Raw genomic sequence first — 26,995 nt, 5'->3', positions numbered from 1 at the left:
ATGAATATTATTATTTATACACTAGTTTTTTTGGGAATTGCTTACTTTTTACTTAAATTAGCAGCTAACATTTCATCAAAAAAAATATCAAAACATTTAAGAAAATTAATTTTCTTAGGTTTGATAATTTTAGCAGTATTATTTGTAGTTGCTGGCAAGTTTTTATTAAGCATTCCTTTAACATTACTGAGCTTAGCTTTAGTTAAGTTAAAAGGGTTTTCAATATTTCAATTAATTGGTTTATTCAGACTTATACAAACACTTAGAAACTCTGGGAGATTTTCATTTAACCAAAATCAAAATGTTAAAAATTCTTCTAAAATATCTATAGAGGAAGCCTACAAAATTTTAAATTTAGATATAAAAAAAAATATTAGTAAAGATGATGTTAAAAATGCATACATAAAAATTCAGAAAAAGATACATCCAGATATTTCACCAGAGACCACAAGGTTATCGATGATTGTAAATGAAGCTAAAGAGATTGTATTAAAAGATATTTCTTAGTTAAGAATTTTTTTTAATTGATTAAAAATTTTGTCTGGATTAATTTTCTCTTTACCTAAAGTATTATGTTTTACTGTATTTTCTCCATCAGGGATAATTGGATACATTCTTGAGGTATAATTCCCATATATTAATGGTGTGTCTGCCATTAAAACAATTGTTTTAATACCAAGTCCTGACGAAAGATGACTAAAACTAGAATCATTACAAATAGAAATATCACAATTTTTAATTATTGGTAAAGTTTCTCTTATACTTAAGTCATCCAAAGGAATACATTTGTCTTTAAATTCTGTATTAAGTATTTCTTTTAAAATTTCTTGTTCTTCTTTATTTTTACCAGTAGCTAAAAAAAACCTACACTTATAAGCATTAGAGATTAAACGAATTAGTTTTATAAATATTTTAGCTGGAATTCTTTTAGTTGGTCCTGATCCACCTATGCCAAGTAAAATATTTTTTTGATCATTATTGATTTTAAATTTTAATTTTGCATCCTGAACAGATTGATCATTGATAATAATTTTTGGATCATCTTTTATAATTAAATTTAAGTTTTTATTTATAAATTTTTTTGCAGCATCTATTATATGCTGGTTTTTTTTTACAAGTAAGGGATATTGATAAATATTTTTAATGCCAGCAAATTTTGCAACTAAATAAAATCTAAGTGATGAATTAAAAATAAAAATTTTATCAAAGTTATGTTCTCTTAGTTCTTTTGCCAAGTTTATAAATCCACCAAAACCTTGGTGTCTAGCACCCTTGAGATTGTTACCTTGTTCAAGAATGATTATTTTTTCAATATTTTTATTATCTCTTAAGAATTGATCTGTTTTTGAACTTTGTTTAACTAGAATACTTACAGGAGTATTAAATTTTTTTGAAATAGCATCTATAAAAGGTAAGTAGATTACCATATCTCCAATTCCCATTTTATTTTGTACTACTAAAATTTTCATTTAATACTTTATCATCTTTACTAAAATTTTTATTTATATAAGTTTAGCATATGAGTAAAATTAAAGGTATTTACGCAGCTGGAATGTCAGTTTTTAATGATGATTTAAGTCTAAATATAGCAAAGACTATAAATCATGCAGAAAGAATAATAGATCAAGGTTGTCATGGTGTTGCTATTTTTGGAAGCACTGGGCAAGCACAACTTATATCTATAAGTGAAAAAATTAGCCTCTTAAATGAATTATCGAATAGCAAATATAAAGAAAAATATTTAATTGGAACTGGGCTAAATTCTTTAAATGAAACTATAAATTTAATGAAAGTAGCTAACTCTTTAAACTTTAGCGATTTTTTAATAATGCCACCAGCTTATTATAAGTATGGTGATAGTGAGGTAATAGAATTTTACTCAAAAGTAGTTGAAGCTGTACCAGACAGTAAGATTATATTATATAATTTTGAAAAGTTATGTGGCTACAAGTTTAGCGTTGAGTGTGTTGAGGAGCTTGTTAAGAAATTTCCAAAACAAATAGTTGGTGTCAAAGATAGCTCCTATAACCTATATGAAAATTTAAGGATTGATAATTTTTCTGTTATGCCGGGATCAGAATTGAAACTCCTAAAGGGTCTTGAGCTTGGATGTGATGGAATTATTACGGCAACTTGCAATGTAACTGCTAATTTATCTAGAAAAGTTTACGATGATTTTAACGAAAAAAAACAACAAACTGTAAATGATATACTATGCAAGGTTAGGGGTACTTTTGACCAATACAATTTAATATCAGGATTACATTCTTTTATGTCAGATCAAGACGATTGTTACAAAAATGTTATACCACCGGTTAGTCTTTTAAACGAAAAAGATAAAAAACAACTTGTGGAAGATCTCGGTAAGCTTAATTTTACATTAGGATCACTTAAGGCAGCTTAAATATAGCTAGCAAATTTTTTAACAACATTTTGAAACAAGAGACTATATTTATCAGTAATTAATTGATAAATCTAATTTTCTTAAAGTATGAAAAAAATAAAAAAAAATTCAGCTAAAAAAAAACCTTTAGTAAAAAAGAAGGTTAAAAAAATTACAAATAAAAATCATAAAAAAGATTTAAAAGTAAAAAAAAATATTTATAAAAAAAAAAATAAGTAAAAATATAAAAACAAAAAAGAAAAAACAAAAAGTTAACACTAGAAAAAAAGTAACCTTAATATCAAGAGTAGTTACACTTCAGAATTCTTTAAAACCAGAATTTAACTTTAAAATTAATTTTAATTTAGAAAAATACATTCAAGCTTTTTTTGATAGTATCGCCAATAGAATATCTGAATATAAAACCTTAAAAGCTGAAGAAAAAAGAAGAAGACAACTTGAGGAAATTGAAAAAAAAGAACAAGAAAAATTACAAATCCAAAAACAAAAAGTAAAAGAAGAAGAGGAGCAAACTAAACTTAAAGAAAAAGCATTAAAAGAAGAAATTAAACTTGAAAAGGAAAGAGCAAGAGACATAAAATTATTTTTACGTAAGGAGCAAGCATTACTTAGAATTGAACATGCTGAAAGACAAAAACAATTTTTAAAACAATTACAATTAGAAAAACAGATTGAGAAATTTAGGATAAGAGAGATTAAAGAATTAGAAAAACTTGAAAAGATTTCATTAAAAGAAAAAAGAGATGATTATGCTGGTCTTCAAGCTAGGATAGAGAAATTAAAAGATAAATATAGAATTATAAGAGACCAAAAAATTAGAGAGAGAGTAGAAGCTTTAGGAGTAAAAATTCAAGGTGATGAGGATAGAGATACTTTACTCCAAAAAGAGAAAGATTATAAAATTGCAAGGCAGAAAATTGAACTTTCTCTTGAAAGCTTTTACAGAAGTGCCAGTAGTTTGGTTTTTCAACTAAATAAACGGCACATCACTAGACATATGTCTATTTTTAGATGCATTGATCAAAGATTTGAAACTGGTGAAATCTTTATCAAATGGGATGAAGCACCCGATGAAGAGTGGCTGTTATTAATTTATATAAAAAATAATTCTCCTGACGAAGGAATAGTCATTGAAGATAAATCAGATCCTGAAAAAAATTTATCTCATGAATTCAAATCAAATGAAATATTTAAAGCATCAGATCTAATGGTTGACTCGTTAACTCAGTTAATTTCAAGAAAAAGAGCCAAAAAAGATTAAATTAGATACTATCTTCTTTAATCAATCTTTCAATTTCAGGTATTAGTTCACGACTTTTAAATGAGGGGTGGAATTTTAATGCACTTTCAATACTCTTAATTGCTTTTTCATATTCTTGAAGTTTTATGAAAATTCTTGCTTGTCCTGATAAAGCCCCAAAGTGTCTAGGCTCTATATCTAAAACTTTATCAATATCATTTAATGAATTTTTAAACTGACTCATTAAAAAATATACTGTTGCTCTTTTATTCCAGGCTTCAGACCATTTAGGGTCATTCTCCAAGATATTACTAAAAACTTTTAATGCATAATTATAATCACCGTATTGCATCAGCTCTGTTCCAAACTCTAACTTTTCAGTTAATTTAAAATCATTAGGATGTTCATTCCAGACAGACCAAATTTTTTGCTCCAATAGAGCAGCATTTTTTGAATTATCAATAATTTGAAGTTGGTCAAAAAGATTATTTAAAATAACTTTCTGCGATGACTGAGCAGAAGAAACAAAACTAAATATAAATACAAATAGTATGAAAACTTTCATAATTAAAATATATTTTATTCAGTGCCTCATCTCAACATTAAAAACTTATTTCAAAAGTTGTTTCTTATTTTTTAAAAATAAAAAGAAAGCAATAATCTCATAAAAAAATGAAAATAAAGTAAAAATTATTGGAGTTTTAAAGAAACTATAAAGAAACTTATATTTAGGAATTTTTTTCCACACCAATAAAAAAGCTTCTGCCCCTCCAATTACTTTCTCCCCATCTTTAATATGAAGTCTACGCAAAAGGTTCTTAGCATTTCTTTGAGTTTCTATTTCTGCTGATTTATTATTTGTAATATCTACCCATTCTATGTCTTTAATATTTTGTTTTTTATACAAATTTATCTCAGCACGGCAAATTTTACATGAATTATTAAAATAAACTTTCACAATCTATTTTTTATCTTTCCAAGCTGTCATTCCACCAGCCATATTTTTCACATTTTTTATTCCCATGTCCTGCATAGTTTTTGTTGCAAGTGTGCTTTGACCTCCAAGACCGCAAAAAACTACATATTCTTTGTCAGGATTTTTCTTAAACATTTCATTTTCTAAAGGACTACCATCAGCTAAATAAAACTCTAATAAGCCTCTTTCTAAATTTACAGCATTACCAATAGTCTCTGACTCAAAACTATTTTTATCTCTTACGTCTATAAATTGAACATTTGGGTCATTTAGTTTTTCTTTAGCTTCATCAACCGAAATATTTTTTATCTCGTTAGAAACGTTCATTAATTCATCAAATTTTTTCATTATATTGTCCTTTTTTTTAATTTATTCCTAAAATTATATAGAATCCGATAGATTGTATATGTGCGAAATACGACAATTGAAAAAATAATTATAACTATTACTTGTTATGTATGAATGATTTTTTTACTAAAACAGATTTATCAAGAAAAGATGCTGAAAGCATTATATCAGAAACATTAAATAGTTGTGATGATGGTGAGCTTTACTTGGAAAACTCTAAAAGTGAATCTATTGTACTTGATGATGATAAAATAAAGAGTTCTAGTTATAGTTCTGATCTAGGATATGGCTTAAGGGCGGTTACTGGTGAAGTAGTAGCTTATTCTCATTCAAATGAAATTTCAAAAAAATCATTAAAACAATCAGCTAGCAATCTAAGCTCAACATTGAAATCTCAAAAAGGTATTTACAATCATGAAATTCCTCAAACTAATGAAAAATTTTATAAAGATGTGAATCCGATAGAAGAAAAATCACTACAATCTAAATTGGATCTTTTAAAAGAAGTTAATAACTATACGAGAGCTAAAGGTGGAATGGTAAAACAAGTCACTGCTAGTTTTGCAGGTGAGCATAAATCTATAGAAATTATAAGATCTGGAGGTGAAGTGTTAACAGATGTTAGGCCTTTAATTCGTTTTAATGTTTCAGTTATGCTTGAGAAAGATGGAAAAAAAGAAACAGGAGTTTATGGAATTGGTGGAAGACAATCTTATGATGAATATCTTAAAGATGATAATTGGAAAAAAGTATGTGATGAAGCATTTAGAATTGCTTCAGTAAATCTTGAAAGTAAACCTGCACCAGCAGGAGAAATGAAAGTTGTTTTAGGATCGGGCTGGCCAGCAATACTTATTCATGAAGCTATAGGGCATGGTCTTGAAGGTGACTTTAACAGAAAAAAAACATCTGCTTTTCATAATTTAATGGGTCAAAGAGTTGCTAGTGAGGGTGTTACTATTGTTGATGATGGAACTCTTCATAATAGAAGAGGAAGTTTAACAATAGATGATGAAGGGACACCTACTGAAAAAACTGTTTTAATAGAAAATGGTATATTAAAAAATTTTATGCAAGATCGACTAAATGCTAGATTGATGAACACAAGATCAACAGGTAGTGGAAGACGAGAAAGCTACAAGCATGTTGTTCTACCAAGAATGAGAAATACCATGATGTTAAATGGAAAATATTCTCAAGAAGAGATGATTAAATCGGTTGATAAAGGAATATTTGCAGTAAGTTTTGGTGGTGGGCAAGTAGATATTACTTCAGGAAAATTTGTATTTAACTGTACAGAAGCTTATGAAATTATTAATGGTAAAATTGGATCACCTATTAAAGGTGCAACGTTAATTGGTGATGGACCTTCAATTTTAAAAGAGGTTTCATTAGTTGGCAACAACATGATGCTTGACCCAGGTATTGGAACCTGTGGAAAAGCAGGGCAAGGTGTTCCAGTAGGTGTGGCACAACCATCGATCTTAATTGATAAAATGACTGTTGGTGGAACTCAATTATAAATCATATGGTTAAAGATCAAGATTATTTAAAAAAGACAGCTTCTTTTTGCATAGATTTAGCAAAAAAACTTGGAGCAACAGATTCGACTGCTGCTGTGATGCACTCCATCTCAGAAACAGTAAATTTTAGAAATAAAAAATTAGACGAATCTGATCGGTCAGATAGCCTAGGCGTTAGTCTTACAACTTATATCGGCAAAAAAAAATCCAGCATTTCTTCTTCAAATCTTACTGAAGAAAATATCAAGACATTGGTTGAAAGATGTATTGAGACAACAAAAATTACACCAGAGGATGAATATAATTCATTACCAGATAAAGATTTACTAGCTAATAAAATTAATGATCTAAATTTATATGATGATGACCATATAGAGAATGATGAAAAAATTGAATATTTAAAAGAAGTAGAAGAGGCTGCATTTCAAAAAAAAGAAATTATTAATACAGAAACTGGTTTTTCTGAGTCAAAATCGAATTTTATATTAGCAAGCAGTGATGGTTTTTTAAATGGTTATAAATCTTCTTCTTTTTCAGCATCATGTGTGGCTGTAGCAAAAGATTCTAATAATAAAATGGAAAGAGATTATGAATTTACCAGCACTTGTCATCTAAATGATATGTTAAGACCCAGTCAAATTGGTGAAATGGCAGCAAAAAAAACACTACAAAAATTAGATCCAAGAAAAATAGAAAGTGAAAAAATTAGTATTGTCTTTGATAGAAGAATTTCAAAAGGAATATTGAGTACTTTTGCAAGTGCAATATCTGCTTCCTCAATTGCAAGAGGCACATCTTTTTTAAAAGACAAAATTAATGAGGAAATATTTACCTCTGCAATAAATATTTTTGATAAACCCAATATAGTTAAAGGATTAGGGTCAAGGTATTTTGATTCTGAAGGAGTGAAAACTGAAGAATTAAAGTTGGTAGATCAAGGTGTTTTAAAACATTATTTAGTTGATACCTATAATGGAAAAAAGCTAAACCTTAAGTCAAATGGTAGAAGTGGCGGAACAAGTAATTTATATTTTGAAAAAGGTTCCATTTCTTACAAGGACTTATTAAAATTAAATCAAAGAACTTTATATATTACAGAAACAATCGGTCATGGAAGTAATTTAGTTACAGGAGATTATTCAGTTGGTGCTACAGGGTTTATGGTTGAAAATGGAGTGTTTAAATATCCAGTAAGTGAAATAACTATTGCTGGAAATTTTAAAGATATATTCAAAAATATTACTTTGGCTGATGATCTTGAGTTTAAATATTCTACCAATGCTCCTACGATGTTAATAGAAGGCATGGTAGTTGCGGGTAAATGAAGGATTTCTGTATTATTGGCTCAGGTATTTCTGGCGCAACAATTGCAAATTCTCTCAGTAAAAAATATTCGTTAGATGTTTATGACAAAGCGAGAGGAGTTGGGGGAAGATCGTCTAATAAAAAGCTTAATAAGAATGAAAGCTTTGATCATGGTGTTCAGTATATTTCACCAAAAAGTATTCAATTTAAAAAATTTATAAAAAGTTTAATTTTAAAAAAAATTGTTAAGAAATGGCCAGGAAAACATTTATTTTTAAATACTGATAAGCAAGAAGACAAAAAACATACTAAAATAATTGGAAAAAAAGGTAACAACGCAATCAGCAAATATCTATTAAAAGATATCAACTGCAATTTTAATAGTGAAGTAATTAAAATTTTTAATAAAAATAAAGTTTGGGAAATATATTTTTCTGATGGGTCAAAAAAATTATATAAATCATTGATATTAACCTGTCCATTTCCTCAATTAAAAAAACTTTCAAAAAAATATATTAAACATTCATTTATTAATCAAAAAATAAAAATGGATGCAAATATAACAGTCATGATGGCAACAAAAAAAAGTAAACTTAATGTTAGCAGTTATTTTTTTAATGATAAAATTTTAGGTTGGGCTGGCAACGAAAATAGTAAAATGAGATTTAAAAGTAAAAATGATCTTTGGACTTTGCAGAGCACTTACTCATGGGCAAATAAAAAAATTGATAAAAATCGAGAAAATAAAAAATTAAACACAAAGATTATGATTGAGCAGTTTTTTAAACTTACAGGTATCAAAAAAACCAAAGTTTTATTTTCATTAAACCATGGCTGGAAATATTCATCTAACTCAAAACCTTTGAGAATTAAAAGTTATTGGAATTCTTCCTTAAACCTAGGAGTTTGTGCGGATTGGTTTGTTGGACCTAGACTAGAGTCGGGATGGATAAGTGCTCAAGATCTTTTTAATAAAATAAATAAATAGTTTTATTCAAACTTTTTAACCTTATATTCCCAATTTCCTAATCTAGAATAAGCAACCTTTAAAATTAATGAATTTTTTTTATCAAACCATATATCAAAATTAAGTCTTTTATCTTTTGGCAAAGACATGTCTTTTGAGGTTAATTTAAAATGATCCACGTCATAAGTTTTACCGTAGAGTTCGATTTTTTCTTTAGCAACAAAGGTTACTACTTGTTCTTTGATGCTACCTGATATTGGACTAATTTGACTATCAGTTTGTAAAATTTTATGGCTCCACCAGTTTCCAACTACGTTATTTATTGATGCTATACCACTATAGGAAGAACCCTGAATATCAAATTTATTTGTTTGTTTATTAAATTCTAAATTTACATATTTTTTTTTATCATTTTGAAGTGTTTTAGAATTAAAAGAAATTAATTGATCTTTAACATACTTTTCTTCTCCAAACCCTTCAACTTCAAAAATTGTTGCACCAAATAATTTCACTGTAAATTTAATTTGATTTGTAACTATTGTCTTATCTCCATCCTTTTTAAAAAAATAATAATTATAACCAATAACTTCACCATCTTTTAAAATCTCCATTTCAATTTTATTAAATTTATTATAATGCGCCATATGAGCATTAGAGCTGAGTGAATATGCTAAGAAAAATATTATAATAAAAAATTTTTTCATAAAGGAGTAACAATAATAGACTTTAGTTTTAAAAGAAGTAATTTATTGAAAATATGTTCTTGAAAATTAAAGATATTCCTAAAGTATATTGGAGTTCTGAAAAACCATTAAATCTTAAACCAAAAATTTCAACTTTCTTTTTTTTGTGTCTTGGATTAGTTTTATTTGGTCTAGGTGAGGGATTATTAATAGTTTCTTTTGCGGGGGCTTCCCCTTGGTCTATTCTTGCACAAGGTATTGCATTGAATGTTGATCTTTCAATTGGAATAATAACAGTATTAATTAGTATTGGAGTTTTGTTTCTTTGGTTGCCACTTAAACAAAAACCTGGAATTGGAACAATTTTAAATGCAATAATTATTGGTTTAATGATCGATGTCTGCATAAAATTTATACCAACCCCCGAAAATTATTTAAATCAATTAATTTTAGCAACAATTGCTGTACTTACGGTTGGTCTTGGTGGGGGGATTTATCTTGTTGCAAACCTAGGTGCAGGACCAAGAGATGGACTAATGGTTGGTTTACAAAAAAAAACTAACTTACCCATTGCAACTGTAAGAGCTTTTCTTGAAATAACAGTGATGTCTATTGGGTGGTATTTAGGTGGAACAGTTGGAATTGGAACTTTATTATTTGCTTTTGGAATAGGACCTTCGGTTGCTTTAGGATTATATCTTGTTGGAAAAACTTTTAATTAAAGAGGCGTTCCAGATTTCTCATTCTTTTTTCTGTCATTAGGATTTAGAATAGCTTTTCTTAATCTAAGAGATTTTGGAGTAATCTCCAAAGCTTCATCAGTATTTAGCATACTTAATTGTTCAGCAATTGACATTTGTCTTACTGGTGTAAGTACAACATTTTCATCAGTTCCTTGAGTTCTCATATTCGTTAACTGCTTACCTTTCATGACATTAATAATCATATCACCTGGTTTTGGGGCTAATCCGACAATCATTCCTTCATAAACGGGATCATTATGAGTTACAAACATTTCACCTCTTGCCTGCAAGTTAAATATTGCAAATGCAACAGCTTTTCCGTTTGCCATTGAAATTAAAGCACCATTTTTTCTGCCATCCATTTCACCTTCAAATTTTCCATAACCATGGAAGATTCTATTAATTACACCAGTTCCTTTTGTTAAAGTTAAAAATCTACTTGTGTATCCCATCAAGCCTCTTGTTGGTGCATGAAAGATTAATCTTTTTTTATCTTTTCCTGTATCTTTAAGATCAAGTAATTTACCTTTTCTTCTATTCATTGAGTCAATAATCTTTGATGAAAACTCTTCATCTACATCAACAGTAATCTCTTCAATTGGTTCTAGTCTGTTACCATTATCATCTTTTTGGTACAAAACTTTTGGAGGACTTACAGTCATTTCAAAACCTTCACGTCTCATTTGTGTCAGTAGAATTTCAAGCATTAGCTCACCACGACCACTAATTACAAAAGCATCTACGTTTGCATTTTGAGAAAAAGAAATTCCAACATTATTTTGTGCTTCAGTAACCAGTCTATCTCTGATTTGAGTACTTGTTAATTTTTTACCTTCTGTCCCAGCTAAAGGTGAACTATTCACACTTATAGTAATAGACATTGTTGGAGGATCTATTGGAGTTGCTGGAAGTGGATCGTTTACTTCAAGATCACAAATTGTATCTGCTACATTAGCTTTTTCTAAACCTGCAATTACAACAATATCTCCTGCTTCACCAACTTCAATGGGTACTTTTTTAGTTCCTTCGTATCTAAAAATTTTAGTTAATCTACCTTCATCAACTTTCTCACCTTTAAGATTTATTGCTTTAATAGCTTGGTTAGCTTTTGCCGTTCCTTGAGATATTTTTCCAACTAAACTTCTACCTAAGAAACTATCTGCGTATAATAAAGTAGATAGCATTGCGAAAGGTTTAGTTTTATCAAGATCTGCTGGCTTAACATGTTCTATAATTAAATCTAATAATGGGTGTAAATTTTCTCTTGGTCCATCTACTTCTTTATCTGCCCATCCAGATCTGCCACTTGCATACATAACTGGAAAATCTAACTGTTCTTCGTTTGCATCTAAACTTACAAATAAGTCAAATGTTTCATCTAAAACTTCATTAGCTCTTTGATCAGCTTTATCTAATTTGTTAATTACAACAATGGGCTTTAAACCTTGCTTAAGAGCTTTTGCTAACACAAATTTTGTTTGTGGCATTACACCTTCAGCAGAATCAATTAATAATAAAGCACCATCAGCCATACTTAAAACACGTTCTACTTCAGCTGCAAAATCTCTGTGACCTGGTGTGTCGATAATATTAACTCTAGTACCTTGCCAATCAATAGAAGCAGGTTTAGCTAGAATAGTAATTCCTCTTTCTTTTTCTAACTCCCCAGAGTCCATCAATCTTTCATCTACAACTTCATTTTCTCTAAATGAACCACTTTGTTTCATTAGATTATCAATCATAGTTGTTTTACCATGGTCAACGTGAGCGATAATTGTGATGTTTCGAATATTGTTACTCATAATTTGACGCTCTTATACATTAATTGAGTCATTTGAAAACTTAAAAAAAATCAATATTTGCTTGCTTAAATTAATTATTCTAAAAATTCACTTCTTGTGATTGTTATAAAAACGTATAGATATCCCTATATAAATTAGACGTATTAAAGGATTAAGAGCATATCTCCTTAAATTTTAAAAAATCTAAATACCTAAATGGAAAACTTTAAATTACTAAAAATAGAAGATTCGTTAAAGAATTCATTGGAAAAAATGAAGTTTACGAAACCAACTCCAATTCAGGCGATGGCAATTCCTGTTGCTTTAGAGGGAAAAGATATTTTAGGAACAGCTCAAACAGGAACTGGAAAAACATTGGCATTCAGCATTCCTCTAATAAATAAATTAATATTAGATAAAAATGCATTTGCATTAGTTATGTGTCCAACTAGAGAGCTTGCAACTCAAGTAATGGCTGCAATTAAAAGCATTATTAGTGATAAAATTAACATTAAAACTGCCTTACTTATTGGTGGAGAGGCAATGCAAAAACAACTTAGACAACTAGGTAATAGATCAAGAATAATAGTTGGAACTCCTGGAAGAATTAATGACCACTTAAAAAGAAAAAGTTTAAATCTATCAGCTACCAAATATCTAGTACTAGATGAAACTGACAGAATGTTAGATATGGGTTTTACCCCTCAAATAGAATTAATTTTAAAATTTGTTCCAAAAGATCATCAAACTTTATTATTTTCTGCAACACTACCTCAGAATATTGTTAGAATTTCTGAGAGATATCTAAATACGCCTCAAAGAATTTCAACAGGGTCAACATCAGTACCTATTGCAAAAATTAAACAAGAAACTCTTCAAGTTTTTAAAGAGAATAAATACGATCAACTAGTAGACCAATTTATAGCAAGAAAAGGATCAATATTAGTTTTTGTTAAAACTAAAAGAGGTGCTGATAAAATGGTTAAGCGTCTTAAAGAAGAGGGTCATTCAGCGGATGCTATTCATGGAGATCTTCGTCAAAGTAAAAGAGATCGTGTAATTACCTCATTTAGAAAAGGCCTTAAGAGAATATTAATTGCAACAGATGTTGCTGCAAGAGGTTTAGATATTCCTTTAATTCAACATGTAATTAATTTTGATCTTCCACAAGTACCAGAAGATTATGTTCATAGAATTGGAAGAACTGCTAGAGCAGGAACAGAAGGTTCTGCTTTAACTTTTCTTACCCCAGATGATAGATCGATGTGGAATGAAATTAGTAAATTAATTGATCCAAATTTTAAACCTGCACCTCGTGGCGCAAGAGGAGACTCAAGAGGAGGAAAAAGAGGAAAAGCTCCTTACAATAAAAAAAGAAAATTCAGAGATGAAAAAAAATCATTTGGTAAAGGAAGACCTGACCGATCATCAAGAGATGGAGAGAAAAAAAGTTTTGGTTACAAAGGAAAATCTAGTTTTGGGGATAAATCAAAACCATCTAGTTATGGAAGATCTAGTTCATCATCAAGAGATGGAGAGAAAAAAAGTTTTGGTTACAAAGGAAAATCTAGTTTTGGGGATAAATCAAAACCATCTAGTTATGGAAGATCTAGTTCATCATCAAGAGATGGAGAGAAAAAAAGTTTTGGTTACAAAGGAAAATCTAGTTTTGGGGATAAATCAAAACCATCTAGTTATGGAAGATCTAGTTCATCATCAAGAGATGGAGAGAAAAAAAGTTTCGGTTACAAAGGGAAATCTAGTTTTACAAAAAAAGATAACTCGAAACCAACAGGATTTACAAATAATCCAAAATACTTTGGAAAAAAAACATCTGAAAGTTCATCTACTAGTGGAGAGAAAAAAAGCTCTAGTTTTGATAGAAAGAAGAAGTTTAAAAGCAGAAGTGATAGACCTAAAAGCTTTACTTTCAAAAAACACAGTCAAAAAAGAACTCAACCTTAAGAGCTTATATTTTTATCTCTCTAAGTTTAATGCTAGTTAATTTGGAGCAACAGAATATTTAAATTATTCTTTACAATATCTTTTTAAATATTTCTAACTTTATATCAGTTTTTATATTTGAATATGTGAGACAATGATCTTACCGTTAAAATTTCATAATTATTAGAATTTAAATAATTATAAATTAATTTTTTTGATTCTTTTGTAACCTCAACACATATTAATTTTGGTTTAAATTTTTTTAAATTAATAGTTTTTAGAATTTTGTAGTCATTACCTTCACAATCTATATTTAGAAAATCAAATTTTTGTTTGATAATTTTTGAAAAAATTTTTGTCTTAATTCTATTTTTTTTAAAATTTTTGATTTTAAAATTTTTTATATTTTCTTTATTTGTGGAATTTAATGCACTAAATTCATTATCTAAATATACATCTACCCATTCCTCTTTATTTGATAAGCAAGCTAAAATATTTTTATCTCTTAATCGACTAAAATTAAATAGATTAATACTAGTTTGATTAAGGTCTATATTTGTGCCATTCCAACCTTTTTTATAAAACAATGCAGTATTACTATATTTTATTGGATGGTAACAACCAATGTCAACATACGTTCCTATAAAGCTTTTAAAATATTTATTAATAATTATATCTTCACCAAATTGGGAGTAGCTTTCTTTCTTTGTAAAAAAATTAAATTTAAAATAAAAATAAATTAAATAAATATTAAACAAAAAACTATTTTTTATTAAAAACTGCTTTATCATTTTCTTATTTGTGAATTTTAAGATTTTTTATTTTTTTCTGTTTTCTTTTTTCTTTCAAGCTTAATTTTGGTTTTTTAGCGGTACTAGAGTCTTTAAATGATTTTCCACTGTATCTTTTTGACATATCTTAATCTTATAACAGCTTAGTAAAAAAAACAGAGCAGCTAAAACTGTTTTTTTTAAATTTTATGCCTTTTGCTAGACTTATTTCTTATAAATAGCCAATTTCTTTCATTTCATCTTTGAAATCATCTTCTATTTTTTTGTTTAATTATTTTTTCTTCGTGCTCTAATAAAACGTTGGGGCAAAAAAAAGCCCAGTAGAAACTGGGCTTTTTATAATTTTTAGTAAAGTGAATGGGTTTACATTCTCATAAGATTATTAAATGAGCGTTGATTTACTTAACTTTCTTAAAATGGTTCATCTATATTCATCACTTTTCATAAACAATTTAAAAGGAAGTCAAAAGATGACTTCATTGAGAAACGGGTTACTAAGGGTTTTTTTTAATTCTTTATTTTCTTATATACTATTTTTTTCCAATTATAGTTTCTGTATAATGAACTAACTACTATTATTCTTTTATTATCTAAATCGATTAATATTTGCTGACCTGCAAAACCACTCAATCCTAAAATTTTTCTTGTCTTATCAATTCCAAAAATATCAAAATGGATTTGGCCACCATAGGATTTTGTATAAAGACCTACATCAGTTGTATGCTTTATGTTGTCTTTCTTTTGAATTCTATTTTCATAAATAGTTTTTAAATATTTACCAGCACAAGTATCGTTATGCCAATCCTCCATCATTGTTTTAGCAATTCTTAAATAATCATATCTATTTGCATAAAAAGAATATCTTGCAGAAACGAAATCTTCATTAAAATATTTTTTGGATCTTTGAAATTGAACACTATTTTTAACTTTAACATGTTCATTAAAAACTTTATATAATAATTTTTCCCAATCAGCGCCAGCCTTATGTTTTACATAATTCATAATTACATTAGTGGTCAAGGCACTATAATTATAAATTAATTTACTTTTTTCCGTACCTTTTAAATATTTATTCATTACTCTCTCTAGACCAATAACATTTACATTTTCTTCTTTCTTTTCACCTTTGATCCTATTATCTGATGAGCCTTCATTTCTTCTTTCACCAACCCATTTTTGGTCTCCACCTCTCATATTTAAGAGATCAAGCAGTACTGCATCTTCGTAAAGAGTATCTTTAATTAATGGCCAATCATTTAATTTTACATTTACGTTATCAATATAACCTTCACAAATTGCGTGCCCTGTTACATAAGACACTAAACTTTTACCCATTGAATGTGATGGTAATAAACCATCGAGTATTGTATGCCCACTGCTAACTTTTTTAGGAATATCAGACACATCAATAACAATTTTATCGTCTTCAAATAACAAATAACTAATTATCCCTGTATTTTTGTTATTTTTAAATTCTTTTAGAACGTCTTTATCTTCTCTTAAATTTGATTGAAATTTGTAATGATTTTCTGAACCTTTTATTACCCATCCACTATATTCTAAAAGAGGATAATCCCAGGTCCTCTTATTTTTATTTGCTTGTGCGTTGGATGAGAGAAAAATTACTAAAATAATAGAAAAAAATATTTTTTTCATAAATAAAAATAAACAAGTTCTAAAGTAGTGTCAATTCTAACTTTGTTTCATCACTTGTTCATCACAAAGTTCATCACAAGTCAGAACAAAAAAAACCCCAAAAGTATTACTACCGTTGGGGTTTTTAAAATTCTCGGATGAGAAAATGAGATTACATACCCATTCCACCCATTCCACCCATACCACCCATGCCGCCCATTCCACCAGGCATTCCACCAGCACCAGAATCTTTGTCGTCTGGTTTGTCAGCAATCATGGCTTCAGTAGTTACAAGTAATCCAGCAATCGAAGCTGCATCTTGTAAAGCTGTTCTTACAACTTTAACAGGATCGATGATACCTTTCGCAAACATATCAACGTATTCTTCGTTCTGAGCATCGTAACCCATATTCTTTTTATTTTGTTCAAGTAGTTTTCCAACTACAACTGAACCATCAACTCCAGCATTTAAAGTTATTTGTCTAATAGGAGCCTGTAAAGCTTTAGCAACTAATGCAACGCCAGCTTTTTGATCGTCTCCTTTAACTTTAAGTGTGTCAAGACTTTGTGAAGCGTATAAAAGAGCACAACCACCACCAACTACTATTCCTTCCTCAGCAGCAGCTCTAGTTGCATTAAGAGCATCTTCAACTCTATCTTTTCTTTCTTTAACTTCTACTTCAGTTGCACCACCAACTTTGATTACAGCAACTCCACCAGCAAGTTTTGCTAGTCTTTCTTGAAGTTTTTCTCTGTCATAATCAGAAGTTGTTTCACCTACTTGTTGTTTGATTTGAGCACATCTAGCTTCAATTTCAGATTTTTTACCATTGCCGCTAATGATTGTGCTGTTATCTTTATCAACTTTAACTCTCTTACAAGATCCAAGATCAGTAAGTTTAACGTTTTCAAGTTTAACACCAATATCTTCAGAGATAACCTGACCGCCTGTTAAAATTGCAATATCATCAAGCATTGATTTTCTTCTATCACCAAAACCTGGAGCTTTAACTGCAACAACTTTTAAACCACCTCTAAGTTTATTTACAACAAGAGTTGCAAGAGCTTCGCCCTCAACATCTTCAGAAATAATCATTAGTGGTCTACCAGCTTGTACAACAGCTTCTAAAAGTGGAACCATTGGTTGTAAGTTAGTTAATTTCTTTTCATGCAATAAGATGAAAGGGTTTTCTAACTCTGTAGTCATTTTATCAGCGTTAGTAATAAAGTATGGTGATAAATAACCTCTATCAAACTGCATACCTTCAACAACGTCTAACTCAGTTTCTACTCCCTTAGCTTCTTCAACAGTAATAACACCTTCATTACCAACTTTTTGCATAGCTTTTGCAATCATGTTACCAATTTCTTTATCACCATTAGCTGAAATAGTTCCAACTTGAGCAATCTCATCAGTATCTTTAACTTTTTTTGCTGAAGCAATTAAGCTCGCTTTAACATGTTCTACTGCTGCATCTATTCCTCTTTTGACATCCATAGGGTTCATACCAGCTGTTACATATTTTACACCCTCTTTAATAATAGCTTGTGCTAAAATAGTTGCTGTAGTTGTTCCATCACCAGCTTCCTCATTTGTTTTGCTAGCAACTTCCTTAACCATTTGAGCACCCATGTTTTCAAATTTATCTTCAAGATCAATTTCTTTTGCAACAGAAACACCATCTTTAGTAATTCTTGGTGCACCATAAGATTTGTCGATAACAACATTTCTACCTTTTGGTCCGAGAGTAACTTTTACTGTGTTAGCAAGGATATCAACACCTCTTATCATTGCTGCTCTTGCTTCAGAGTCGAATTTTACAACTTTTGCCATTTTATTTTCTCCTTTAAATTAAATTATTTGCCAGAAATACCCATAATGTCAGACTCTTTCATTATGCTGTATTCTTTGCCATCTATTTTGATTTCAGTTCCTGACCATTTGCCAAAAAGAACTTTGTCTCCAACTTTCACATCCATTGGAATTAGTTTTCCATCTTCAGTTTTTGCACCACCACCAACAGCAATAACTTTACCTTCTTGAGGCTTTTCTTGGGCTGTATCGGGGATAATTATTCCTCCAGCAGTTTTTTCACTACTGTCTAAAACTTCTATTAAAACTCTATCGTGTAACGGTTTAAATTTCATAAATTCTCCTTTTATTATGCGACTCATATAGCTATTAGGTTTACTATTTCAAGAGATGTTAAAAAAAATATGTAAGGCAAAAAACCAGAGAAATTGTGTTTTTTATAAGTTATACCTCCCATAATGACTAAGAATTTAGATAAGGATGGATTAAGGTCTATTATAGAGAATTATGATATTTTTTATATCGATTTATGGGGTGTTGTTCATAATGGGATAACCCTTCATAAAAACGCAATCGAAGCCTTAGAAGAAATCTCCAAAGCAAACAAAGACTATGTTCTTTTAACCAATGCGCCAAGACCTAATAAAGTGGTTAAAACAATATTAGAAAAAATGGGAATGAACAAAGAAATTAGAGAAAAAGTTTATTCTTCTGGAGAGGCTTCATTAAGTTATTTAAAGAAAAACTATTTTGATAAATTTTTTTATCATATTGGACCTTCTAGAGATTTTGATTTGTTTTCAGACTTTAAAAAAAATAAATCTAAAGATATTAAAGGTAGTCAATATTTATTATGTACAGGATTATTTGAAGAGCAGGCAGAAGATTTAAACTATTTTAAAGATTTATTGAAAGAGCATATTAATAAAATAATGATATGCACCAACCCAGACTTAATTGTTGATAAAGGAAACAGAAGAGAATTATGTGCAGGGTCTGTAGCTCTTGTTTTTGAAAAAATGGGTGGAGAGGTTATTTATTTTGGAAAACCATTTCCTGAGGTTTATAATCAAGCAATTAATAACGAAGGAAAAAGAGTTTTATCTATCGGTGATAATTTAAATACAGATATTAAGGGAGCCAATCTTTTAAATTTTAATTCATTAATTATATCAAATGGTGTTCATAAAGATGAAATTAAAAAAGAAGGTATTGATGTAATTTCAAAAAAATATGAAGTTGTTGTAAACTTTATTCAAACAGAATTAAAGTGGTAAAATATGAAGCTGTATAAAGATTTTAAAATTTCAAATAATCATAAAAAATCAATTATCTTGATTGGAAATTTTGATGGCGTTCATTTAGGTCATCAAAAATTATTTAAATTAGCAAATACTTATAAAAAAAAATTTAATCTAAAAATTGGTGTTTTAACATTTGAGCCAATGCCTAAAATGTTTTTTAATAAAAGTTTTAAAAACTTTAGAATTTCAAATATAAATCAAAAAAAAATAATTTTAGATCATTTAGGGGTTGATTTTATAATTACTAAAAAATTTGATAAAAAATTTTCTGCAATTAAGTCTGATTTTTTTATTAAAGAAATTTTATCAAAAAAATTAGAAGCTCAATACATATTTGTTAGCAATAACTTTAGATTTGGTAATAAAAGAGAGGGAGATGTTAGGCAGTTAATAAAAAATGAGGGAAGATACCATTACAAAATAGTAAAACCACAACCACTAATTTTAAATAAAAAAGTTATCTCCTCAACATATATCCGCTCTCTTCTAGAAAAAGGGCAGTTAAAGAAAACTAATAAGTTATTAAGTCGAAATTGGTCAATTGAAGGAATTGTTCAAAAGGGAAGACAGCAAGGAAAAAAAATTGGTTTTCCAACCTGCAATATTGATATTAAAGATTATGTGATTGCGATGCCTGGAGTGTATGCCGTTAAAGTAAAACAAAAAAACTCCAATAAATCACTAAAAGCGATTGCTAATCTTGGTTATAGACCAACTTTTAATCAAAAAAAAATTTTATTAGAAGTTCATATTTTTAATTTTTCTGGAAATCTTTATAATAAGTATTTATCAGTAGAGTTCACAAAATTTATAAGAAAAGAGAAAAAATTCAAAAACGTTGATCAATTAAAAAAACAAATTCAAAGCGACTTAAAAGTTGCTAAAAAAAGTTAACATGAGCAAAGAAAATATAAATTTACCTAAAACAGCTTTCTCCATGAAGGCAAATTTACAGAATAAAGAACCTGAAATTTTAGAATATTGGAAAAAAATTGATCTTTATAAAGAGTTGAGAAAATCTAATAAGGGAAAAGAGAAGTTCATACTTCACGATGGCCCACCATATGCGAATGGTAATATTCACATGGGTACTGCTTTAAATAAAATTTTAAAAGATATTATTGTTAAATTCCATCAAATGGATGGTAAAGATTCTGTATATGTTCCAGGATGGGATTGTCATGGTTTACCCATTGAGTGGAAAATCGAAGAGCAATATAAAAAAAACAAAAAAAATAAAAATGAAGTTCCAATAACAGAATTTAGAAAAGAGTGTAGAGAGTTTGCTGAAAAATGGATTGAAGTTCACAAAACACAATTTAAACGATTAGGTGTTGTTGGAGATTGGGAAAATCATTACGCAACAATGAGCTTTGAAGCAGAAGCTCAAATCGTAAGAGAATTAGGAAAATTTTTAAAAGAAGGAAGTCTTTATAGAGGTTTTAAACCTGTACTTTGGTCAACTGTAGAAAAAACAGCTTTAGCAGATGCTGAAGTTGAGTATCAAGATCATAAATCAGATACAATTTATACAGCCTTCCCAGTTAAGAAAACAAATATAGAAGAATTAGAAAATACAGATGTTATTATATGGACTACCACTCCATGGACTATACCCGCAAATAAAGCCCTAGCATATAATGAAGCCTTAGATTATTTAATAATTGAATTAGGTGATGAAGGAGATTTTAAGAATAAAAAAATAGTTGTTGCGGAAGCTCTACTAGAATCTGTAATCAAAGATTGTGAAATCAAAAGTTACAAAGAAATAAAAAAATTTAAGGGTAAGGATTTTAAAGATACAATTTGTAGCCACCCTTTCTTAGAGTTAGGTTATGATTATGATATACCAATGCTTGAAGCAAGATTTGTTACAACAGAACAGGGAACAGGTATTGTTCATTGTGCACCCAGTCATGGTCCTGATGATTTTAATCTTTGTTTAAAGCATGGGATAAAAGCCATAGAGACAGTAGATGGTGATGGTAAATACACTAAAAACCTTCCTTTATTTGAGGGAACTCATATTTTTAAAGCTAATCCAATTGTTATTGAAAAATTAAAAGAACAAAAAAAGTTATTATCTAATGGGGAACTAGTTCATTCATATCCACATTCATGGAGATCAAAAGCACCTCTTGTTCATAGAGCAACTCCGCAATGGTTTATTTCTATGGAAAGTCATGGCTTGAGAAAAAAAGCATTAAAAGCTCTTGATGATACTAAATTTTATCCAGACAAAGGCAGAGAAAGAATAAAAGCAATGATTGAAACAAGGCCAGATTGGTGTGTTTCAAGACAAAGAGTTTGGGGAGTTCCACTTCCAATATTTGTTCATAAAACTACTAAAGAAATTTTAGTAGATGATAATGTAAATGAGAATATTGCGAGCATTTATGAAAAAGAGGGTTCTGATTGTTGGTTTTCTGATAGTCCTCAAAGATTTTTAGGGGATAAATATAAAGCAGAAGATTACGAAAAAATAAGTGATATTGTTGAAGTTTGGTTTGATAGCGGTTGCACTCATGCATTTGTTTTGGAAAAAAGAGAAGACCTTCAATGGCCAGCATCAATGTATTTAGAAGGCTCAGATCAGCATAGAGGATGGTTCCATTCGTCACTGTTAGAATCTTGTGGAACAAGAGGGAGAGCACCTTATGAATCGATATTATCACATGGATTTGTTGTGGATGGCAAAGGTTTAAAAATGTCAAAATCTGTAGGAAACGTAATTGCACCTGAGGATATTTTGAAAAAATATGGTGCAGATATTTTAAGAATATGGGTTGCATCATCTAATTATGCTGAGGATCTAAGAATTGATTATTCTATTTTAGAACAACACGCTGATTCATATAGAAAAATTAGGAATACATTTAGATATTTACTAGGTAACCTAAATGATGATTTCCAAAAAATTGATATGGAAAGTCTAGACATCAAACAATTACCAGAGCTAGAGAGATATATGCTTCATAGAGTGTATGAGCTAAATAATAATTTTAAAAATTATTTTAAATCTTATGATTTTCACAATCTTTATAAAGAGCTTTTAAATTTTTGCACAGTAGACCTATCTTCATTTTATTTTGATATTAGGAAAGACGCTTTATATTGTGACTCAAAAAATTCTGATAGAAGAAAGAGTAGTATAGTAGTTTTAAATATTATTTTAGAATCTTTGGTTAAATGGTTTGCACCAATACTTTCATTTACAACCGAAGAAATTTTTACCCTGATAAACAAAGAGCAAAAAAGTATTCATCTTGAACAATTCATGAAATATCCAGAGTCTTTTCAAGATGAAGAATTACACAAGAAATGGATAGAGTTAAAAAAAATTAGAGATATCTGCAATATAAGTATTGAAGCAAAAAGAGCTAGCAAAGAAATAGGATCAAGCTTAGAAGCTAGTCTAATTATTAATCTAAATAAAACATTATTCGAAATTTCAAAAAATGTGGATTTTTCAGAAATATGCATCACATCTTCTGCTTTAGTTCATCAATCAAACACTGATGAACTAATTATTGAAACGATTAAAGCCGAAGGAAATAAATGCCCAGTTTGTTGGAAAATCAATAAAGTTAAATGTGAGAGACATTCAGATTAACTAAAAAGGTTGATGAACAAAATTAACTTAAAAAACTTTTATTTAAATTTAGTAATTATATTAGTAGTTTTTATATTTGATCGCATAACAAAGCTATATATCTTAAAACTTGCAGAAGTAGAAACTTCAGTTGATATTTATATCACGCCTTTTTTGAACTTATTTTTAATCTGGAACAAAGGAATAGCTTTTGGTTTATTTTCAATAGATGGAAGTGTTATTTATAATTTTATTACAATCTTAATTGGTCTTATTATTATTGGTATTATTTTTATGATGTTAAAAAATAATAATATTCAGCGTTACTTTTTTGCATTAATTGCAGGTGGCGCTTTTGGGAACTTTTATGACAGGATAGTTTATACCGCTGTTCCAGATTTTATTGATTTACATTTTTATGGTTTTCATTGGTTTGTTTTTAATGTAGCTGACATATTTATTACCATTGGAGTTTTTTGCCTTATTTTAGTAGAACTTTTCTTTAATAATAAAAATACAAATGAAAAAAACTAATCCATTAATAGCTTCTTTTTTAATAATTCTCTTTTTAAACTCTTGTGGCACAATTGCTGAAGGATTGGGAGGAAGTAAAAAAAAAGGAAGTGACGAATTTTTGGTTGAAAAAAAATCCCCATTAGTATTACCACCTAGCTTTGGAGAGTTGCCAGAACCTGGAAAGGAACCTGAAGAAAACATAATATCAGATAAAAAAGATACATCAGATATTGAAGATATAATAAATCAAAGCTCTTCTATAAGCACAAGTGAAAAAAGTGATGATGCAAAAAATTCTATCGAGCAATCTATTATTAAAAAGATTAATGAAAAAAAAGTTAATTTAATAGAAACTACAGAAATAAATTTAGATGAAGTTATTCAAGATAATGAAGAACCAAAAAAAAAAGGTTTTTTTAAAAAACTAAAAGATAAATTTAATAATCTAGAGCATTAAAGAAATGATATTTAAAAATTTTTTAAATATCAAAAGTTCTAAAATAATAAAAAAAGATTTTTTAAAACTATTAAAAAATCAGCCAGCATTGTTTGAAACTTTAAAACCCACATATAAATATAGCTATTCAAAAAAAATAATTAAAAAATATAAAAAATTATCAAATTTAAGAATAATTGGTATGGGTGGATCTGTTCTTGGCTCTGAAGCTATTTATGATTTTTTAAAACCTAAAATAAAAAAAAAAATTACTTTTGTTAATAATTTAAATAGCAATGCAGATTATTTTAATAATAAAAATATAAATTTAAATTTAATTATTTCTAAATCAGGAAATACATTGGAGACAATAGCGAATGCCAATGCATTAATTACCAAAAAAGAAAAAAATATTATTATTACTGAGTCAAAAAATAGCTATCTAACTAACATAGCAGCAAAACTAAAGGCAGAAATATTTGAGCATAAAAATTACGTAGGAGGCAGGTATTCTGTGTTGTCAGAAGTTGGAATGTTACCTGCAGAATTAATGAATTTGAATGAAAAGAAATTTAAGCAATTTAATAATCTTATTAAAAATAAAAATTTTATTAACAATTTAGTAAGTAACGTGTCAACTACGTTAAACTTAATTAAGAGTGGAAAACAAACGTCAATAATTTTAAATTATGATGAGCAATCTGAAAATTTATTTAAATGGTATCAGCAACTAATAGCTGAAAGTTTAGGAAAAAAATCACTTGGATTATTACCTGTTGTTTCTTCAATGCCAAAAGATAATCATAGTTTAATGCAGCTTTATTTAGACGGCCCAAATAAGTATTTTTATACATTTTTTAATGTACTAGAAAATAGAAATATAAAAATTAAGAATGATAGTGTTTTAAATACTCATAAGTTTTTAAAAAACTTATCAATAGAAAAAATAAAACAATCCCAAATGATTGCTACAGAGAAAGTTTTTATTTCAAAAAAAATTCCTTTTAGAAGCTTTAGAATTTTAAAAAGAAATGAACAGTCTCTGGGTGAATTGTTCTGTTTCTTTATTTTAGAGACTATTTTACTTGGTCGAGCTTTAAATGTTAATCCATTTGATCAACCTTCTGTTGAGCTGATAAAAATAGAAACAAAAAAAATATTAAGTTAAAATATTTCCAAATATAATTTTTGAAATACCATAATTTTTTTCTAGAATTAGGTTGAATTCCTTTGGTAGGTCGTCATCTTCTTTTTTATGTCTGTGAATAATTATGATGCCATCTGTGTTAAGCAATTCTAATTTAGTTATTGCATTCAGCAGAAAAGGTAATTTTTTTTCCTTATACGGAGGGTCCATAAAAATAATATCAAATTTGTCATTTAATAGTTTAAGTGTATTTTCAGAAAAAATATCTTTTTCAATTATTTTTGTTTGATTTTGTTGATTTAAATTATCTATATTTTTTTTTAAAATGTTTAATACTTCTGTGTAACTCTCTAAGAAGGTAACATTTCTAGCTCCTCTTGATAAACATTCGAGACCAAATGATCCAACACCTGAAAATAAATCTAAAATATTAGAATTTTCTAACTCTACATTTAATAATTTAGAATGTTTTAATATATTAAAAATTGACTCTTTTGTTAAATCTTTGAGAGGTCTTGTTAGTTTATCTTTAGGTAGAAGAATTTTTTTGCCTTTAAAATTTCCTGAAATAATTCTCATTCATCAATCACCTTATGACCAATATCTTTTCTATAGAAACCATCTTTCCAATTAAGTTTTTTAATTAAACTTACAGCTTTATCTCTACTATTTTTAAAATTTGATGACAGACTAACAAAATTAATTACTCTTCCACCATTTGAATAAACTTTATTATTTATTTTTTTTGTACCAGCGTGAAAAAAATAATCATCCTCATCAAGCTTTAGATTTTCAATATTATCTATTAAAATTTGATTATTATATTTATCCGGGTAACCCTTTGAACATAAAACAATACATAGACTTTTTTTATTATGCCACTCTATATTTATATTTTTTAGGTTTTCATTGCAGCACGCATTGATAATTTCAAATAAATCTGTTTTTAATTTTGGTAAAATAGTCTGACACTCTGGATCTCCCATTCGTACATTGTATTCAATCAAATAAGGTTCATCTTTAACTATCATTAAGCCAGCGTATAAGAATCCTTTATAATTAGATCCCATTTCTTCTAGAGCGTTAATGGTAGGTTTGATTATTTTATTTAATATTTTTTCTTCCAAAGGTTGATTGAGTAGTCTTGAAGGTGAGTAAGCACCCATTCCACCTGTATTCGCTCCTTTATCACCTTCTAGAACTCTTTTATGATCCTGTGCGGTTTCAAAGCCCTTGATTTCTTTACCATCACTTATAATAAAATAACTCATTTCTTCACCAACAAGAAATTCCTCAATTAAAATATTTTTTGCTAATCCAAATTTTCCATCAAAAACTTCTTTTATTGCTAAATTTGCATCATCTTTATTTTCACAAATATAAACACCTTTTCCAGATGCAAGACCATCAGCTTTGACAACAAGTGGAAACTGAGTTTTATCTAAAAAAGATATTGCATCATTGGCATTTTCAAAAATACCAAATTTAGCAGTTGGTATATTGTGTTTTTCACATATTTTTTTTGTAAATATTTTTGATCCTTCTAACTGAGAAGAAATTTTATCAGGACCAAAAATATTTATTTCAGTATCTTTAAAGAAATCCACTATTCCATCAACTAATGGTTTTTCTGGTCCAACAATTAATAAACTAATTTCATTTTTGATTGAAAATTCTTTAATCTTGTTAAAGTCTGATAAATCAATTTCAATATTCTCAGCTATATCAGAAGTTCCTGCATTACCAGGAAAGCAGTATATCTTGTTAACTCTAGGTGATTTCTTGATAGACAGACATAGAGCGTGCTCTCTTCCGCCACTTCCAATTATTCCAACTTTCATATAGAT

27 protein-coding genes are annotated in these 26,995 nt (G+C 28.5%); 15 read left to right on the top strand and 12 right to left on the bottom strand.

Features of this window, described 5'->3' with window-relative positions; translation table 11 throughout:
• Nucleotides 1–507 (top strand): J domain-containing protein, encoded by a 507-nt coding sequence (locus AC5SML_RS05980; protein ID WP_494574916.1) that lies wholly within the window; start codon nt 1–3, stop codon nt 505–507.
• Here the strand turns inward: AC5SML_RS05980 and AC5SML_RS05975 are convergent.
• Nucleotides 504–1,469, bottom strand: coding sequence for a glycosyltransferase family 9 protein (locus tag AC5SML_RS05975; RefSeq protein ID WP_494574914.1), 966 nt, complete (start codon nt 1,467–1,469; stop codon nt 504–506). The two genes, AC5SML_RS05980 and AC5SML_RS05975, sit on opposite strands and share 4 nt — an antisense overlap.
• A 50-nt stretch (nt 1,470–1,519) precedes the next feature.
• Here AC5SML_RS05975 and AC5SML_RS05970 point away from each other — a divergent pair, with 50 nt between their 5' ends.
• The 3 genes from AC5SML_RS05970 to AC5SML_RS05960 all read left to right on the top strand — a co-directional run bounded on the left by AC5SML_RS05970 (nt 1,520) and on the right by AC5SML_RS05960 (nt 3,665).
• Complete coding sequence (locus AC5SML_RS05970) at nt 1,520–2,404, top strand: dihydrodipicolinate synthase family protein (RefSeq protein ID WP_494574912.1); 885 nt, start codon at nt 1,520–1,522, stop codon at nt 2,402–2,404.
• An 87-nt stretch (nt 2,405–2,491) separates the two neighbouring features.
• Entirely contained in the window at nt 2,492–2,623 is a 132-nt protein-coding gene (locus AC5SML_RS05965) for a hypothetical protein (protein ID WP_494591673.1), read from the top strand.
• 778 nt (nt 2,624–3,401) lie between these two features.
• Complete coding sequence (locus tag AC5SML_RS05960; protein WP_494573954.1) at nt 3,402–3,665, top strand: hypothetical protein; 264 nt, start codon at nt 3,402–3,404, stop codon at nt 3,663–3,665.
• Between the two features lies 1 nt (nt 3,666).
• On the opposite strand, the gene AC5SML_RS05955 is transcribed toward AC5SML_RS05960, so the two are convergent.
• The 3 genes from AC5SML_RS05955 to AC5SML_RS05945 are packed head-to-tail and all read right to left on the bottom strand — an operon-like array spanning nt 3,667 to nt 4,968.
• On the bottom strand, nt 3,667–4,209 hold the full coding sequence (locus AC5SML_RS05955; protein WP_494617055.1) for a tetratricopeptide repeat protein: 543 nt from the start codon (nt 4,207–4,209) through the stop codon (nt 3,667–3,669).
• A 45-nt stretch (nt 4,210–4,254) separates the two neighbouring features.
• Nucleotides 4,255–4,602 (bottom strand): thiol-disulfide oxidoreductase DCC family protein, encoded by a 348-nt coding sequence (locus AC5SML_RS05950; protein WP_006997738.1) that lies wholly within the window; start codon nt 4,600–4,602, stop codon nt 4,255–4,257.
• 3 nt (nt 4,603–4,605) lie between these two features.
• Nucleotides 4,606–4,968, bottom strand: a complete 363-nt coding sequence (locus AC5SML_RS05945) for a rhodanese-like domain-containing protein (RefSeq protein ID WP_494617053.1) — start codon at nt 4,966–4,968, stop codon at nt 4,606–4,608.
• Nucleotides 4,969–5,078: 110 nt separating this feature from the next.
• On the opposite strand from AC5SML_RS05945, the gene tldD reads away from it, so the two are divergent.
• The 3 genes from tldD to AC5SML_RS05930 are packed head-to-tail and all read left to right on the top strand — an operon-like array spanning nt 5,079 to nt 8,784.
• The gene (gene tldD, locus AC5SML_RS05940) at nt 5,079–6,491 is read left to right on the top strand and encodes a metalloprotease TldD (RefSeq protein ID WP_011281517.1); all 1,413 of its coding nucleotides are present in this window, start codon (nt 5,079–5,081) and stop codon (nt 6,489–6,491) included.
• A gap of 5 nt (nt 6,492–6,496) precedes the next feature.
• Nucleotides 6,497–7,816 (top strand): TldD/PmbA family protein, encoded by a 1,320-nt coding sequence (locus tag AC5SML_RS05935; protein WP_271480768.1) that lies wholly within the window; start codon nt 6,497–6,499, stop codon nt 7,814–7,816.
• Nucleotides 7,813–8,784 carry an NAD(P)/FAD-dependent oxidoreductase gene (locus AC5SML_RS05930; protein WP_271726343.1) on the top strand — a complete coding sequence of 324 codons (972 nt, stop codon included), beginning with the start codon at nt 7,813–7,815 and terminating at the stop codon, nt 8,782–8,784. Before AC5SML_RS05935 ends, AC5SML_RS05930 begins: the two co-directional genes overlap by 4 nt.
• Before the next feature lie 2 nt (nt 8,785–8,786).
• On the opposite strand, the gene AC5SML_RS05925 is transcribed toward AC5SML_RS05930, so the two are convergent.
• Entirely contained in the window at nt 8,787–9,467 is a 681-nt protein-coding gene (locus AC5SML_RS05925; RefSeq protein ID WP_011281514.1) for a DUF6134 family protein, read from the bottom strand.
• 53 nt (nt 9,468–9,520) lie between these two features.
• Here AC5SML_RS05925 and yczE point away from each other — a divergent pair, with 53 nt between their 5' ends.
• Nucleotides 9,521–10,168 (top strand): membrane protein YczE, encoded by a 648-nt coding sequence (gene yczE / locus AC5SML_RS05920; protein WP_011281513.1) that lies wholly within the window; start codon nt 9,521–9,523, stop codon nt 10,166–10,168.
• Here yczE and typA read toward each other — a convergent pair.
• The gene (typA, locus tag AC5SML_RS05915; protein WP_011281512.1) at nt 10,165–11,991 is read right to left on the bottom strand and encodes a translational GTPase TypA; all 1,827 of its coding nucleotides are present in this window, start codon (nt 11,989–11,991) and stop codon (nt 10,165–10,167) included. The two genes, yczE and typA, sit on opposite strands and share 4 nt — an antisense overlap.
• A 195-nt stretch (nt 11,992–12,186) precedes the next feature.
• Between typA and AC5SML_RS05910 the strand changes: the two genes are divergently transcribed.
• Nucleotides 12,187–13,935, top strand: coding sequence for a DEAD/DEAH box helicase (locus AC5SML_RS05910; protein WP_494617052.1), 1,749 nt, complete (start codon nt 12,187–12,189; stop codon nt 13,933–13,935).
• Nucleotides 13,936–14,039: 104 nt separating this feature from the next.
• Here the strand turns inward: AC5SML_RS05910 and AC5SML_RS05905 are convergent, their stop codons facing one another.
• From AC5SML_RS05905 to groES, 4 genes are all read right to left on the bottom strand, one after another.
• Nucleotides 14,040–14,705 carry an FkbM family methyltransferase gene (locus AC5SML_RS05905; RefSeq protein ID WP_494617051.1) on the bottom strand — a complete coding sequence of 222 codons (666 nt, stop codon included), beginning with the start codon at nt 14,703–14,705 and terminating at the stop codon, nt 14,040–14,042.
• Nucleotides 14,706–15,212: 507 nt separating this feature from the next.
• Nucleotides 15,213–16,361: a hypothetical protein gene (locus tag AC5SML_RS05900; protein ID WP_494617049.1), complete on the bottom strand. Its 1,149-nt coding sequence runs from the start codon at nt 16,359–16,361 to the stop codon at nt 15,213–15,215.
• A gap of 151 nt (nt 16,362–16,512) precedes the next feature.
• Nucleotides 16,513–18,174: a chaperonin GroEL gene (gene groL / locus AC5SML_RS05895; protein ID WP_494617048.1), complete on the bottom strand. Its 1,662-nt coding sequence runs from the start codon at nt 18,172–18,174 to the stop codon at nt 16,513–16,515.
• A 23-nt stretch (nt 18,175–18,197) separates the two neighbouring features.
• Nucleotides 18,198–18,488, bottom strand: a complete 291-nt coding sequence (groES, locus tag AC5SML_RS05890; RefSeq protein WP_006997749.1) for a co-chaperone GroES — start codon at nt 18,486–18,488, stop codon at nt 18,198–18,200.
• 123 nt (nt 18,489–18,611) lie between these two features.
• Here groES and AC5SML_RS05885 point away from each other — a divergent pair, with 123 nt between their 5' ends.
• Genes AC5SML_RS05885 through AC5SML_RS05860 form a run of 6 tightly spaced genes read left to right on the top strand, consistent with a single transcriptional unit; the run spans nt 18,612 to nt 25,169 of the window.
• A complete protein-coding gene (locus AC5SML_RS05885; RefSeq protein ID WP_027307186.1) occupies nt 18,612–19,430 on the top strand; it encodes a TIGR01459 family HAD-type hydrolase in 819 nt (272 codons plus the stop codon).
• 3 nt (nt 19,431–19,433) lie between these two features.
• Nucleotides 19,434–20,351, top strand: coding sequence for a riboflavin biosynthesis protein RibF (gene ribF, locus AC5SML_RS05880; protein ID WP_027307185.1), 918 nt, complete (start codon nt 19,434–19,436; stop codon nt 20,349–20,351).
• 1 nt (nt 20,352) lies between these two features.
• Nucleotides 20,353–23,070 (top strand): isoleucine--tRNA ligase, encoded by a 2,718-nt coding sequence (gene ileS / locus AC5SML_RS05875; protein WP_494617047.1) that lies wholly within the window; start codon nt 20,353–20,355, stop codon nt 23,068–23,070.
• A 12-nt stretch (nt 23,071–23,082) separates the two neighbouring features.
• Nucleotides 23,083–23,583 (top strand): signal peptidase II, encoded by a 501-nt coding sequence (lspA, locus tag AC5SML_RS05870; RefSeq protein WP_494617045.1) that lies wholly within the window; start codon nt 23,083–23,085, stop codon nt 23,581–23,583.
• On the top strand, nt 23,570–24,022 hold the full coding sequence (locus AC5SML_RS05865; protein WP_494617044.1) for a DUF3035 domain-containing protein: 453 nt from the start codon (nt 23,570–23,572) through the stop codon (nt 24,020–24,022). The genes lspA and AC5SML_RS05865 overlap by 14 nt, the downstream gene beginning before the upstream one ends.
• Before the next feature lie 4 nt (nt 24,023–24,026).
• Nucleotides 24,027–25,169 (top strand): phosphoglucose isomerase-related protein, encoded by a 1,143-nt coding sequence (locus tag AC5SML_RS05860; RefSeq protein ID WP_494617042.1) that lies wholly within the window; start codon nt 24,027–24,029, stop codon nt 25,167–25,169.
• On the opposite strand, the gene rsmD is transcribed toward AC5SML_RS05860, so the two are convergent.
• Together rsmD and purD are read right to left on the bottom strand one after the other, a co-directional pair.
• Nucleotides 25,161–25,727 (bottom strand): 16S rRNA (guanine(966)-N(2))-methyltransferase RsmD, encoded by a 567-nt coding sequence (gene rsmD / locus AC5SML_RS05855; protein ID WP_020169737.1) that lies wholly within the window; start codon nt 25,725–25,727, stop codon nt 25,161–25,163. The genes AC5SML_RS05860 and rsmD overlap by 9 nt on opposite strands.
• Nucleotides 25,724–26,989, bottom strand: coding sequence for a phosphoribosylamine--glycine ligase (purD, locus tag AC5SML_RS05850; RefSeq protein WP_494617041.1), 1,266 nt, complete (start codon nt 26,987–26,989; stop codon nt 25,724–25,726). The genes rsmD and purD overlap by 4 nt, the downstream gene beginning before the upstream one ends.
• Between the last annotated feature and the right edge of the window lie 6 nt (nt 26,990–26,995).

The sequence above is a fragment of the Candidatus Pelagibacter sp. PS_17 genome (genome assembly GCF_059417945.1).
The sequence above is the reverse complement of the archived record's forward strand: the minus strand, read 5'-3'. Positions and strand labels throughout refer to the sequence as shown.